Consider the following 12,086-nt stretch of genomic DNA (forward strand, 5'->3'; position numbering starts at 1 on the left):
TATACGTGGGGGGTATAGTCCGGCGGTCGTGCAGGCCCGGATCTTGTGGGGGTTGGACGCCGCACGTCCTACGCGGCGCACCGTCCTGTCATGGATCAAGACGGCGGCCGGGCGAGGAGGGTTGCTCGGGAAGCCCAGGTCGTTCCGCGTTTCCGCCGCGAGCCGCCTCCTACGTCCGCCCCGTGCGCCGCAACCGGTGGCGTACCGCCCGTCGGGCCACCGGGCCGAGCTCGTCCAGCACCCCGGCCAGTTCGGCGAGCTGCTCCAGCGCGTCGAAGGCCCGCCCGGCCCCCGCGGGGTCGACGCCCTCGTACAGCTCCAGGCCCACGAACGACCCGGTCACGGCGCGTGCCAGGCCCACCGGGTCGGTGAACTCGCCCAGCGGCGAGTCCGCCAGGATCCGGGTGAGGACCTTCTCGATCTCGGCGGTCCACAGGTCGAGTCCGGCGGCGGTCGCGGGCGCCAGCCGGGGCTGGGTCTGCGCTCCCGCGAGCACCTGTGCCAGAAAGGCGACATGGCCGCCGGCCCGCTCCTCCTCGTGCAGTTCGCGCCCGCACTTCAGCAGCTCGGCGAGGGTGGTGACGGCGGCGAGCCGGTCGCGGTGACGGGCCACCCGCTGCTCCGCCCCGTGCCGGCAGGCCGCCGCCAGCAGCTCGTCGACCGAGCCGAAGTGGTAGAAGACCAGCGCCTGGTTGACCCCGGCCGAGGCCGCCACCGAGCGGGCCGACGTCCTGGCGATCCCCTGTTCGGCGAGGGTGCGCAGCGCGCCCTCCAGAAGCTTCGTCCGGGTGTCCGCCCCCGCCGCGGTCCCCGTCACGCCCGCGCCTCTTCGCGGACCGGGCGCAGACCCGCCCGTACGCCGTGGCGCAGGGCGTCGACATAGCGGGCGCGGAACGTTCCCTCATACCCGAACAGGGGGCCGAAGCGGCGATTGGTCACCGCGACCCGGATGCGGAAGCGGCCCGTGGCGTCGTCGAAGGACTCGCGGACCTCGGCGTCACCCCCGATCAGCCGCGGGACCCGCACATCGACGGGTCCCTCGCGGAAGCGGTGCTCCCCGGAGCGGATGAGCAAAGAACCGTCGGGCTCCGCGGTGAGCCGCAGGTCGGTGGCCAGGTGCTGGTGGGTCCCGAGGTAGTCCAGCACGCAGGACCGCTCGGGGCTGTGCACCATCGTGGCGTCGAAGCGGCGCGGACCGCCCGGCAGGGCGAACGTCCGGACGAAGGTCACGGTCTCCCGGCCGTGGGCGTCCGTGTACGGCACGTTCTCGATGGTGAACGGGACGTCGCGGCCGGTCCTCGGCACCAGGATGTTGCGTGTGGCGCCGAGCGCGAGGAACGGTTTCACGAAGGCCCGGCCGTGCCAGATCCGGTCCATGGAACCGCGCCCGACGCATGCCTCCCCGCTCTCCAGGCCGACCGAGAAGCGCCGTCGCAGCTGGGGGTGGAGCCGCTCGAAGTCGGCTCCCATCGCACGGGCGAAGATCGAGGTCACGGGCGCTCCAGGCGGGCGAGGAGGGACGGGGCGACGGCGGGACGGCCGGGCGGTCTGCGCAGGCAGCGGCGGGCGGCGGGCGTGCGGGGCGACGGGGGTACCAGCAGCGCGGCCAGGGCGGCCGGCAGCACGGCCGCCGGGCCGAAGGGGAGGGCGGCCGCCACGGCGAGGACCCGTACCAGGACCTCCGCCAGGGCGTACGCCAGCGACCGGGCCGGGCTGATGTCCCGCTCGCACCACAGCCGCAGCCGGTCGAAGGACCAGGCGGTCGCCCAGCCCATCAGCGGCCGGAACACCAACCGGTCCGCGACCGCTCCGAAGCGGCCCCAGCGGGTCCGGTAGTCGTAGCCGGTCAGAAAACGGATGCCGTCGACGGTGGGAACGTAACGCCAGTACCCGCTGCCCTCGGCCAGCGGCGACAACCACTCCGAGGAGGCGAAGCGCAGGGCCGAGACCCGCTCGCCGTCCGCCCGCCGCCGCTCGCCCGCGCTCGTCCCGGTCCCCGCGACGGTCAGGAAGGGCAGCACCCGGGTCGCGTACCGGAACCGCTGGGCGGAACCTGCCGGACCGGGCAGGTGGCTGATCTCGGTGAACCGCAGATCCCACCGCTGATGCTGGGCGGGCTCCTGCGTCCGCTGCCACAGGCGCTCCGGATCCGTGCGGATCAACGCCTCTATGTACAGGCCCATGTGTGCCCCCGGGTCGGCCACGAGGGGTTTGAGCGAGTGCTCAACCCTCTCCGCTCGCCAGGACGCTACCAGAGAAGGTTGAGCACTCGCTCAAACCCCTCGAACGGCGGCCCCCGACGCGCGACGGAACCGCTGCCGCGCTCGAATGGACGGGTGACGGCGCCCCCGGACGACTGCCTCGCCCGCAACGAGTGGATCTGCGGGGCCTACCTCTCCAGCCGCCGCGAGATCCTGATGGACGCGGTGCTGCAACACCTCCAGCTGACGGCCGCCTCGGTGGCCATCGCGCTCCTGCTCGCCGTCCCCCTGGCGGTGGCCGCCCGCCGGTGGCGCTGGGCGGCCGGCCCGGTGCTGGGGCTGACGACGATCCTGTACACGATCCCGTCGCTCGCGATGTTCTCGCTGCTGCTGCCGCTCTACGGACTCTCGGCCGCGCTGGTGATCGCGGGGCTCGTCCTCTACTCCCTGACGCTGCTCGTCCGCAACATCCTGGCCGGGCTCCGGGCCGTCCCCGAGGAGACCCGGCAGGCCGCACGCGGCATGGGCTACGGGCCGCTGCGGCTGCTCATCGCCGTGGAACTCCCGCTCGCCCTGCCCGCCGCGATGGCCGGGCTGCGCATCGCCACCGTCTCCGCGGTCTCCCTGGTCACCATCGGGGCGATCGTCGGCCACGGGGGACTCGGCAACCTCATCTACTCCGGCATGAACACCTACTTCAAGGCCCAGGTGCTCACCGCCTCCGTCCTGTGCGTCGTCATCGCCGTCGCCGCCGACCTGCTGCTCCTGGGAGCGGGACGGCTGCTGACCCCCTGGACCCGGAGGCGGGCGTGAACACACCCAGCAGGGGGGTGCAGGGGTGAACACCCTCTCCGACACCTGGTCCTGGCTCACCACCGCCGCCCACTGGTCCGGCCCCGACGGCGTCTGGAACCGGCTCGGCGAACACCTCTACCTCACCGTCGTCTGTCTGCTCATCAGCTGCCTGATCGCCCTCCCCGTCGCCCTCGTCCTGGGCCACCTCGGCAAGGGCGGCGCGCTCGCCGTCAACCTCTCCAACGTCGGCCGGGCCGTGCCCACCTTCGCCGTACTGGTCCTGCTGCTGCTCACCCCCATCGGGACGCACGGGCAGTGGTCGACGGTCATCGCTCTCGTGCTCTTCGCCGTGCCGCCGCTTCTCACCAACGCCTACGTCGGGATGCGCGAGGTCGACCGGGACGTCGTCCGGGCCGCCCGGGGAATGGGCATGACCGGCCGCCAGCTGCTCCTGGGTGTGGAGCTGCCGCTCGCCCTCCCGCTGATCCTCACCGGCGTGCGGATCGCCGCCGTCCAGCTCGTGGCCACCGCCACCATCGCGGCGCTGGCCGGCGGCGGGGGACTGGGCCGCATCATCACCGCGGGCTTCAACCTCGCCTCCACCCCGCAGGTGGTGGCCGGGGCGATCCTGGTGGCTGCCTTCGCCCTCCTCGTCGAGAGTCTCTTCGAGGCCGGGCAGCGTCTCGCTCCCCGGCGAGGCCGGGAGGCCGCATGAGCCTCGCCCGCCGGACTCTGGCCGCGCTGGTCCTCCTCGCCGCCACCGCCTGCACCACCGGCCCGACGCTGGAGAACCAGGGCGAGGTCACCGCCCCGCCCGGCGACAGCAGGGAACTCACCGTCGGATCCGCAGGATTCACCGAGAGCGACCTGCTGGCCCAGCTGTACGCGCTGCTCCTGGAGCACGCCGGGTACTCCGCCGACATCATCTCCGTGACCAATCGCGAAATCTACGAACCGGCCCTGGAGAACGGCCAGATCGACGTGGTGGCGGAGTACGCGGCGACCTTCGCCGACTGGCTGAACGCCAAGGCCAACGGGGCCGACGCGCCCCCGGTCGGATCGCCCGACCTCGCCACCACCATGAAGGAACTGCGCTCGCTCGCCGCCCCGCGCGGACTCACCGTCCTCGACCCCGGCCGGGCCGTCGACCAGAACGCCTTCGCCGTCACCGCCGCGTACGCGAAGGAACACGGACTGAAGACCCTCAGCGACGTGGGCGCCGCGCAGCTGCCCGTACGGCTGGCGGCGGGCGACGAATGCGTCCAGCGGCCCTACTGCGCCCCCGGCCTGCGCAGGACGTACGGCATCGACGTCGTCGCCGTCGACCCGAAGGGCGTCGGCACCACCCAGGCCAAGCAGGCGGTGCAGAGCGGCCAGGACCAGATGGTCCTGACCACCACGACCGACGCCACCCTGGACCAGTTCGGTCTCGTCCTGCTGGAGGACGACAAGAAGCTCCAGAACGCGGACTACGTCGTTCCCGTCGTCAACCGCGCACGCGCCGGGAGCACCGGGGTGCGCGACGCCCTCGACCGGCTCAACACCGTGCTGACCACCGCCGACCTGGCCTCGATGAACGAGCAGGTCGACAGCTGGCGCAGGCTGCCCGAGGACGTCGCGCGCACCTACCTGGAGTCGAAGAATCTCCTCCCGGAGGACTGAGCCGCCCGACAGCTCAGGAGGCGGGCGGGGCCGGCGGCCAGGGCACGCCGGCCAGCAGGGGCAGGATGTGCTCCTCCTCGTAGTCGAGGTGCGCGGTCAGCTCCTCGGTCATCCGGGCCAGTTCGGCGCGGAAGCGGTCCGGCTCCGCGATCGCCACATCGGCCAGCAGAGCGGCGAGCGACGCCTGTACGGCCCCGATGCTGCGGTGCTCCTTGCGCAACCGGTCGAAGACGTCCATCAGGTGCGGGTGGTAGCCCTCCATCGTGGGGAACATATGGCCGTCCTCGGAGTCGTGGTGGAACTCCAGCGCCTGGCAGAACGCGAGGCAGCGCTGGCGGATCTGCAACCCGAGGCCGGGTGCGGGCGGTTCGCCCCCGGCCGGGTGGGAAGCCCGCGCGGCGAAGTGCGCCTCCGTCTCGGCGCCCACGTGGAGCAACTGGGCGCGCAGCCAGGTGTGCACCTCCACCAGCTTGTCGGCGAGCGAGGTGATCGCGGGAGCCGTCGCGTCGGGGTCGGGGAGTTCCAGGACCACGACCGGCAGTACCCGGTCGGTGGCGGCCTGGTACTCCGCGTACCCGGGCGCTTCGGCGACGACCCGGGCGAAGAGTTCGTCGCGCCGGGCCCCTTCGGCCGGTACGGCGAGGGACTCGAACTCCGCGTCCCCCAGCTCGACCTGCACGGTGGGACGGGCGAGGAGATTGCGGTACCAGTCGGGGTGGAGCGGTGCGCCGAGGTTGGAGGCGACGACGAGGAGTCGGCGGCCGTCGCGGACGTAACCGAGCGGGGTCGTGTGCTGCGTGCCGGAGCGGGCCCCGGTCGTCGTGAGCAACAGGAGGTCGGAGCCCTCGAAGGGGCCGCCGACCTTCCCGGCGTTGGCGCGGAACTCGGCGATGACGGACAGCTGGAAGTTCTGAGGCATGGAGGTTCTGGGTCTCCCGGAAGGAAAGCGGGCAGGCGAAGGCCCGGCGTCGCGGAGTTTCCGCGATGGGGTGTTCGGACGCGAAGGCGCTCGGAGCACGACTGCTCGGAGTGCGGCTGCTCAGAGGCAGGGGGCGATGAGTGGACTCATGGCGTCATCCCTGGAAGAAGGTGCTGGCTTGACCGCCGGCCGGCCCAGATCTCTTTGGCCGACGTCACGCCGCACGTTCACCATCAGAACCCGGGCGGGACGGGTCTGTCAACGCGAGGACGGGCGACGCCGAAAAGGCGTTGCCCGTCCGCCGGACGGCTGCGACGCTTCCGGCCATGCCCGCTGAACAAGAGACCCTTACGCCGCCGTCGCAGACCCCTCGCACCCACCGGGTCGAAGCACTCTTCTCGCACGGCCGCCTGGTCGCGATCCCGCGCAGGGAGGCCCGGCGGGAGCAGTTGCTCGTGCACCTCGCCGACACGCTGTTCGAGCGGGAGCGCTCGTACACCGAGCGCGAGGTGAACGAGGCGCTCCTCACCGTCCACGAGGACTGCTCCGCGCTGCGCCGCTACCTCGTCGTGGCGGGGCTGCTGGTCCGGCCCCGGGACGGCAGCAGCTACCGCCGCGGACGCTGACCGGTGAACCGGGTCAGTTGAGGGTGTCGGGGTCCGGGCCGGTGCGCATGCCGCGGTCCAGGTCGGCGATGGCGTCCATGTCCGCGGCCGACAGCTCGAAGTCGAAGACGTCGATGTTCTGCCGGATCCGCTCGGGCGTGACCGACTTGGGGATCACCACGTTGCCGAGCTGGAGGTGCCAGCGCAGCACCACCTGGGCCGGGGACTTGCCGTGCCGCTCGGCGATGGAGACCAGGGCCGCCTCCTTGAGCAGGGCGCCCTGGGCCAGCGGGCTCCAGGCCTCGGTGGCGATGCCGTGCTCGGCGTGGAAGGCGCGCAGCTCGGCCTGCTGGAGACCCGGGTGCAGCTCGATCTGGTTGACGGCCGGGACGAGCGTGCCCGTGTCCAGCAGCCGGCGCAGGTGAGCGGGCTGGAAGTTGGAGACCCCGGCCGCGCGGATCCGGCCGTCGGCGGCCAGCTTCTCCAGGGCGCGCCAGCTCTCCGGGTACAGGTCGTGCGCGGGCGTCGGCCAGTGGATCAGGTAGAGGTCGACGTGGTCGAGGCCGAGCTTGGCCAGGCTCGCGTCGAAGGCGGCGAGTGTCGCGTCGTAGCCCTGGTCGGCGTTCCACAGCTTGGTGGTGACGAAGAGCTCCGCGCGGGGGATCCCGGAGGCGGCCAGCGCACGGCCCACGCCGACCTCGTTGCCGTAGACCGTCGCGGTGTCGATGGACCGGTAGCCGGCCTCCAGTGCGGCGGAGACGGCGGCGGTGGTCTCGTCGTCGGGCACCTGGAAGACGCCGAAGCCGAGCTGGGGGACGGCCACGCCGTTGTTGAGCGTGACGGTGGGGACGGTGGACATGTGACGGCCTTCCGGTAGAGCGGTGCAGCGGTGTGCCTCGTACGCGTCGCCCGCCGGAATCTCTGGCGTACGACGTTTACTGGCGTAAACAATAATTGCATACGCGGGTTACATGCAAACGCGGGCAAGGTGTGTCGGGTCACCCCCGCCCCTACGCGTCCGCCACGGAATCGAACTCCACCTCCTCACGGCCCACCCCCTGCGCGTCGGCGTCCACCGACCGGCGCAGCGCCTCGTGCAGCTTGGCGGGGGTCAGCACCCCGAGGAACCGGGCCCCGTCCAGCACCGCCACCCACCCCGCGTCGTGCTGGAGCATCTCGCTGAACGCCTGCTTCAGCGGGGCGCCCACCGGCACCCACGCGTCCATCCGGCGGGCCAGACCGCCCACCGTCCCCTCCTCCCCGGCCGACCGCAGCGCGTCCGCCGACACCCAGCCGTGCAGCTCGCCCGCGCCGTTCAGGACCACCGCCCAGCGGGCCCCCGCAGCCGCCAGCCGGGCCGCCGCGGCCCCGGCGTGCTCCTCCAGCCGGGCCACCGGCGGCTCCTCCAGGTCCTCCGGCTCGATCGCGGTGACCGACAGCCGCTTCAGCCCCCGGTCGGAACCCACGAACCGGGCCACGTACGGGGTCGCCGGGGTGCCGAGCACGGCGGCCGGGGTGTCGAACTGCTCGATGCGCCCCTCCCCGTACACCGCGATCCGATCGCCCATCCGCACCGCCTCCTCGATGTCGTGCGTCACCAGGAGCACCGTCTTGCGCACCCGCTGCTGGAGCGCCAGGAACTCGTTCTGTAGCCGCTCCCGCACCACCGGGTCCACTGCGCCGAACGGCTCGTCCATCAGCAGCACCGGGGGATCCGCCGCGAGCGCCCGCGCCACGCCCACCCGCTGGCGCTGCCCGCCGGAGAGCTGCGCCGGATAGCGCGAGCCGTACGTCTTCGGGTCCAGGCCCACCAGGTCCAGCAGCTCCGCCGCCCGCTCCCGGGCCCGTGCGCGCTTCCAGCCGACCAGTGCCGGAACGGTCGCGGTGTTGTCCAGGACGGTCCGGTGCGGGAAGAGGCCCACCTGCTGGATCACATAGCCGATCCGCCGGCGCAGCTTCACCGGATCGATCCCGGCGATGTCCTCGCCGTCCACCAGGATCCGGCCCGAGGTCGGCTCGATCAGCCGGTTCACCATCATCATCGTGGTCGTCTTGCCGCAGCCGGACGGTCCCACCAGGGTCACCAGCTCACCCTCCGCCACCTCGAAGGACAGCCCGTCGACCGCAGTCGTCCCGTCCGGATAGACCTTGCCGACCTGCTCGAACCGGATCATGTCTGAACGCTAGGAGCCCTCCGTCCGCCGCGCACACCGGCCGGGACCGTCCGGGGCACCCCCGCACGACCCCTTCGCCGGACCGGTGCCGCCCTGTGCTGAACTGGCCCTTTCGCCCGGATCAGCCCGCACCCCGGATTCAGGAGTTCCCGTGATCAGTTACCGGCAGCCCGGCGTCGTCCTCACCGACCGGCGTTTCACCGTGCCCCTGGACCACAGCGACCCCGGCGGCGAGCAGATCGAGCTCTACGGCCGGGAAGCGGTCGCCACCTCCCGGGCCGGCGAGGAGCTGCCCTGGCTGGTCTACCTGGAGGGCGGCCCCGGCTTCGGCGCGCGCCGGTTCGTCGGCACGGAGGCCTGGCTCGGCCGCGCCCTGCGCGAGTTCCGGGTGCTCCTCCTCGACCAGCGCGGCACCGGACTGTCCACCCCGGCCAACCGGCAGACCCTCCCGCTGCGCGGCGGCCCGCGCGAACAGGCCGACTACCTCGCCCACTTCCGCTCCGACTCCATCGTCCGCGACTGCGAGCTGATCCGGCCGCGGCTCACGGGCGGAGCGCCCTGGACGGTCCTCGGCCAGTCCTTCGGCGGCTTCTGCGCCGTCCGCTATCTCTCCTCGGCCCCCGAGGGCCTCGCGGCGGCCCTGATCACCGGCGGACTGCCCTCGCTGCACGCGCACGCGGACGACGTCTACCGGGCCGCGTACCCCCGCATCGAACGCAAGGTCGCCGCCCACTACGCCCGCTACCCCCAGGACGTCGAGCGCGCCCGCGCGATCGCCGCGTACCTCGCCGAGCACCGGCCCGAGAGCGCAGGGCACCGGCTGACGCCCGAGGGCTTCCAGTCGCTCGGCATCATGCTCGGCTCGGGCAACGGCAGCCACCAGCTCCACTACCTGCTGGAGAACGCGTTCGTCCGCACCCCGGGCGCCACCGAACTCTCCGACACCTTCCAGGAAGCCATGCGCACGGCCGCCTCCTTTGCCGGGCACCCGCTGTACGCCCTGCTCCACGAGGCCATCTACGGGCAGGGCGAGCGCCCCACCGCCTGGGCCGCCGAGCGTGTCCGGGCCGAGTTCCCGCAGTTCGACGCGGCGACGGCGCTGGCGGGCGACGGCCCGGTCCTCTTCACCGGCGAGACCATCCACCCCTGGCACTTCGACGTGGACCCGGCCCTGCGCCCGCTGCGCGAGACCGCCGAACTGCTCGCACAGCGCACCGACTGGCCCGTGCTGTACGACCCCGAGCGGCTCGCCGCCAACGAGGTCCCGGTCGCCGCGGCCGTCTACCACGACGACATGTACGTCGACACCGCGGACGCGCTGCGCACGGCGGCGGCGATCCGGGGGCTGCGGACCTGGGTGACGGACGAGTACGAGCACGACGGCGTGCGCGCGGGCGGCCCCCGCGTCCTGGACCGGCTGCTGGCGCTGGTCCGCGACGAGGCCTGACCGGCCGGGCCCCGCGCGTCCATCCCGGGGCCGGCCGATCGTGGACCGGCCGGCCCCGTCGGATCAGCGCTGGAGCTCCTCCAGCGTGGCGTCCAGGTCACCGGCGGCACGCGGGGCCCTGTTGTGCGGCAGCTTCGAGAGGACCGCGGCCATCCCGCACGTGTTGCTGAGCGCCGAGTACACCAGGCCCGTGCCGACGCCCGCGGACAGCCAGCGCGCCGCCGGGAAGCGGATGCCCGCCACCAGCCCCGCCACCACCAGCGAGCCCGCGGCGAGCCGCACCTGACGCTCCATGGGCCAGGTGGTGCGCGCGCCCTCGGGGCGGTCCAGGCCGCGGCCGTCACCCTCCCAGGCCGATGTGCCGCCGGTCAGCGTCACGGCCTCGATGTCCGCGCCGGCGAGGATCTCGCAGGCGCGCGTGGACCGGACCCCGGAAGCGCACACCACCAGCAGCGAACCGCGCGCGGAGGCGGACTTGAGCGCGGGCAGCGCGTCCGGCAGCTTGTCGAGCGGGATGTTCAGGGCGCCGGGAACGTGTCCGGCGGCGTACTCGCCCGGAGCCCGCACGTCGATGACGGTGAACTCCTCCAGACGGGCTGCGGCCTGGGCGGGGGAGAGGGATGCGGGGCTGGGCACGAGCGGGTTCCTTTCGTTCGCCGGAGCGGCAGGGTGCGGGGGTGCCCCCTCACCCTGCCCGGACGGGCCGGGCGGCCGTGTTCGCGGTGACCGTCACCGGACTCCAGCCTCGCACGCCCGGAGCCGGAGCCGGGAAGCCCGCCGTGCCGACGGTACGTGGGTAGCCTGCCGGTATGACGTCGCAGCGACTCGAACCCATGCCCGTCGACTGGCAGCGTGCCCTGGCCGTGGTCGCCCACCCCGACGACCTGGAGTACGGCGCGGCCGCCGCCGTGGCGGAGTGGACCGACGGCGGCCGTGAGGTCGTCTACCTCCTCGCCAGCCGCGGCGAGGCCGGGATCGACACCCTGTCGCCCGAGGAGTGCGCACCGGTGCGCGAGCGGGAGCAACGGGCGAGCGCCGCCGTCGTCGGTGTGCGGACCGTGGAGTTCCTGGACCACCGCGACGGCGTGATCGAGTACGGCATCGGCCTGCGCCGCGACATCGCCGCGGCCATCCGCCGGCACCGCCCCGAACTGGTGGTCACCCTCAACCACCGGGACACCTGGGGCGGGGTCGCCTGGAACACCCCCGACCACCGCGCGGTCGGGCGCGCCGCACTGGACGCCGTCGCCGACGCGGGCAACCGCTGGATCTTCCCGGAACTCGGCGAACGGGGACTCGATCCGTGGGACGGGGTGCGCTGGACTGCCGTGGCGGGCAGCGACCGGCCCACCCACGCGGTCGACGCGACCGCGGGTCTCGAACGCTCGGTCCGGTCGCTGCTGGAGCACCGCACGTATATCGAGGCGCTGACCCAGGAGGACCCGGAGCGCTACTGCCGGACCTTCCTGGAGGGCATGGCGAAGGACGCGGCCGAGCGGTTCGGTGGTCGGCCTGCCGTCACCTTCGAGATCTTCGCGCACTGACCGCGCACTGACCGCGCACTGACCGTATTGACAAACCGGCTTGCCGATTCTGCAATGGCCGCATGAAGGAACACGACCGGGACGACCCGGAACTGGAGTCCGTCCTCTCCGGCGTCGGCCCCCGCCTGCGCCGGCTGCGCAAGGACCGCGGGGTCACCCTCGCCGCGCTCTCGGCCGCCACCGGCATATCCGTCTCCACGCTCTCCCGGCTGGAGTCCGGCGGCCGGCGCCCCAGCCTCGAACTGATGCTGCCGATCGCCCGCGCCCACGAGGTGCCGCTCGACGACCTGGTGGGCGCCGCGCCCGTCGGCGATCCGCGCGTGCGGGCCAAGCCGATCGTGCAGCACGGCCGGACCATGCTGCCGCTGACCGCCCGGCCGGGCGGCCTTCAGGCGTACAAGCTGATCCAGGAGCCCGGCAGCGGCGGCCCGCCGGAACAGCGCACGCACGAGGGGTACGAGTGGCTGTTCGTGCTCTCCGGGAAGCTGCGGCTGCTGCTGGCCGAACACGATCTGGTGCTGGAGCCGGGCGAGGCCGCCGAGTTCGACACCCGGCTGCCGCACTGGTTCGGCCCGGCCGAGGACGAGACGGTGGAGTTCCTCAGCCTGTTCGGCCCGCAGGGCGAGCGCATGCACGTGCGGGCGAAGCCGAAGCGCGCCTGAAGCCCGGGGGCGGGCCCGAGGTGTTCCCAGATCGGCAAGCGACCGCTTAGTATGCGGCGCAGCAGTGGTAATGCCGA

At 72.9% G+C, this 12,086-nt stretch carries 14 protein-coding genes; 7 read left to right on the forward strand and 7 right to left on the reverse strand.

Features of this window, described 5'->3' with window-relative positions:
* Positions 1 to 169: 169 nt before the first annotated feature.
* The 3 genes from ACIQRW_RS31000 to ACIQRW_RS31010 are packed head-to-tail and all read right to left on the reverse strand — an operon-like array spanning position 170 to position 2,183.
* Complete coding sequence (locus ACIQRW_RS31000; RefSeq protein WP_403766499.1) at positions 170 to 817, reverse strand: TetR/AcrR family transcriptional regulator; 648 nt, start codon at positions 815 to 817, stop codon at positions 170 to 172.
* Positions 814 to 1,494 carry a DUF4166 domain-containing protein gene (locus ACIQRW_RS31005; protein ID WP_403766502.1) on the reverse strand — a complete coding sequence of 227 codons (681 nt, stop codon included), beginning with the start codon at positions 1,492 to 1,494 and terminating at the stop codon, positions 814 to 816. The genes ACIQRW_RS31000 and ACIQRW_RS31005 overlap by 4 nt, the downstream gene beginning before the upstream one ends.
* On the reverse strand, positions 1,491 to 2,183 hold the full coding sequence (locus tag ACIQRW_RS31010) for a hypothetical protein (protein ID WP_403766505.1): 693 nt from the start codon (positions 2,181 to 2,183) through the stop codon (positions 1,491 to 1,493). Before ACIQRW_RS31010 ends, ACIQRW_RS31005 begins: the two co-directional genes overlap by 4 nt.
* 153 nt (positions 2,184 to 2,336) lie before the next feature.
* Between ACIQRW_RS31010 and ACIQRW_RS31015 the strand changes: the two genes are divergently transcribed.
* From ACIQRW_RS31015 to ACIQRW_RS31025, 3 genes are read left to right on the forward strand one after another with little or no spacing between them, the layout of a single operon-like run.
* Complete coding sequence (locus ACIQRW_RS31015) at positions 2,337 to 3,014, forward strand: ABC transporter permease (protein WP_215109000.1); 678 nt, start codon at positions 2,337 to 2,339, stop codon at positions 3,012 to 3,014.
* A 25-nt stretch (positions 3,015 to 3,039) separates the two neighbouring features.
* Positions 3,040 to 3,711, forward strand: coding sequence for an ABC transporter permease (locus ACIQRW_RS31020; RefSeq protein WP_403766507.1), 672 nt, complete (start codon positions 3,040 to 3,042; stop codon positions 3,709 to 3,711).
* A complete protein-coding gene (locus ACIQRW_RS31025) occupies positions 3,708 to 4,658 on the forward strand; it encodes an ABC transporter substrate-binding protein (protein WP_403766510.1) in 951 nt (316 codons plus the stop codon). Before ACIQRW_RS31020 ends, ACIQRW_RS31025 begins: the two co-directional genes overlap by 4 nt.
* Before the next feature lie 13 nt (positions 4,659 to 4,671).
* On the opposite strand, the gene ACIQRW_RS31030 is transcribed toward ACIQRW_RS31025, so the two are convergent.
* The gene (locus ACIQRW_RS31030; protein WP_403766513.1) at positions 4,672 to 5,577 is read right to left on the reverse strand and encodes a nitroreductase/quinone reductase family protein; all 906 of its coding nucleotides are present in this window, start codon (positions 5,575 to 5,577) and stop codon (positions 4,672 to 4,674) included.
* A gap of 326 nt (positions 5,578 to 5,903) precedes the next feature.
* Here ACIQRW_RS31030 and ACIQRW_RS31035 point away from each other — a divergent pair, with 326 nt between their 5' ends.
* Entirely contained in the window at positions 5,904 to 6,203 is a 300-nt protein-coding gene (locus ACIQRW_RS31035; protein ID WP_403766516.1) for a DUF2087 domain-containing protein, read from the forward strand.
* A 13-nt stretch (positions 6,204 to 6,216) separates the two neighbouring features.
* Here the strand turns inward: ACIQRW_RS31035 and ACIQRW_RS31040 are convergent, their stop codons facing one another.
* On the reverse strand, positions 6,217 to 7,041 hold the full coding sequence (locus ACIQRW_RS31040; protein WP_403766519.1) for an aldo/keto reductase: 825 nt from the start codon (positions 7,039 to 7,041) through the stop codon (positions 6,217 to 6,219).
* Positions 7,042 to 7,192: 151 nt separating this feature from the next.
* Positions 7,193 to 8,356 (reverse strand): ABC transporter ATP-binding protein, encoded by a 1,164-nt coding sequence (locus ACIQRW_RS31045; protein ID WP_403766522.1) that lies wholly within the window; start codon positions 8,354 to 8,356, stop codon positions 7,193 to 7,195.
* A 151-nt stretch (positions 8,357 to 8,507) separates the two neighbouring features.
* Between ACIQRW_RS31045 and ACIQRW_RS31050 the strand changes: the two genes are divergently transcribed.
* Positions 8,508 to 9,803, forward strand: coding sequence for an alpha/beta fold hydrolase (locus ACIQRW_RS31050; protein WP_403766524.1), 1,296 nt, complete (start codon positions 8,508 to 8,510; stop codon positions 9,801 to 9,803).
* A gap of 63 nt (positions 9,804 to 9,866) precedes the next feature.
* Here the strand turns inward: ACIQRW_RS31050 and ACIQRW_RS31055 are convergent, their stop codons facing one another.
* Positions 9,867 to 10,439 (reverse strand): rhodanese-like domain-containing protein, encoded by a 573-nt coding sequence (locus tag ACIQRW_RS31055; protein ID WP_097867972.1) that lies wholly within the window; start codon positions 10,437 to 10,439, stop codon positions 9,867 to 9,869.
* 173 nt (positions 10,440 to 10,612) lie between these two features.
* Between ACIQRW_RS31055 and ACIQRW_RS31060 the strand changes: the two genes are divergently transcribed.
* Positions 10,613 to 11,347, forward strand: coding sequence for a PIG-L deacetylase family protein (locus ACIQRW_RS31060; RefSeq protein ID WP_403766527.1), 735 nt, complete (start codon positions 10,613 to 10,615; stop codon positions 11,345 to 11,347).
* A gap of 62 nt (positions 11,348 to 11,409) precedes the next feature.
* Positions 11,410 to 12,009, forward strand: coding sequence for a helix-turn-helix domain-containing protein (locus ACIQRW_RS31065; protein WP_003964368.1), 600 nt, complete (start codon positions 11,410 to 11,412; stop codon positions 12,007 to 12,009).
* Positions 12,010 to 12,086: the final 77 nt, after the last annotated feature.

Origin of the sequence: Streptomyces sp. NPDC091287 (genome assembly GCF_044768525.1) — a bacterium.
Lineage (GTDB): Bacteria > Actinomycetota > Actinomycetes > Streptomycetales > Streptomycetaceae > Streptomyces.

Bases quoted from the DNA above. Each gene is read 5' to 3' on its own strand.
- ACIQRW_RS31040 (WP_403766519.1), bottom strand. From the start codon at position 7,041: ATGTCCACCGTCCCCACCGTCACGCTCAACAACGGCGTGGCCGTCCCC.
- ACIQRW_RS31045 (WP_403766522.1), bottom strand. From the start codon at position 8,356: ATGATCCGGTTCGAGCAGGTCGGCAAGGTCTATCCGGACGGGACGACT.
- ACIQRW_RS31010 (WP_403766505.1), bottom strand. From the start codon at position 2,183: ATGGGCCTGTACATAGAGGCGTTGATCCGCACGGATCCGGAGCGCCTG.
- ACIQRW_RS31030 (WP_403766513.1), bottom strand. From the start codon at position 5,577: ATGCCTCAGAACTTCCAGCTGTCCGTCATCGCCGAGTTCCGCGCCAAC.
- ACIQRW_RS31025 (WP_403766510.1), top strand. From the start codon at position 3,708: ATGAGCCTCGCCCGCCGGACTCTGGCCGCGCTGGTCCTCCTCGCCGCC.
- ACIQRW_RS31060 (WP_403766527.1), top strand. From the start codon at position 10,613: ATGACGTCGCAGCGACTCGAACCCATGCCCGTCGACTGGCAGCGTGCC.
- ACIQRW_RS31035 (WP_403766516.1), top strand. From the start codon at position 5,904: ATGCCCGCTGAACAAGAGACCCTTACGCCGCCGTCGCAGACCCCTCGC.
- ACIQRW_RS31065 (WP_003964368.1), top strand. From the start codon at position 11,410: ATGAAGGAACACGACCGGGACGACCCGGAACTGGAGTCCGTCCTCTCC.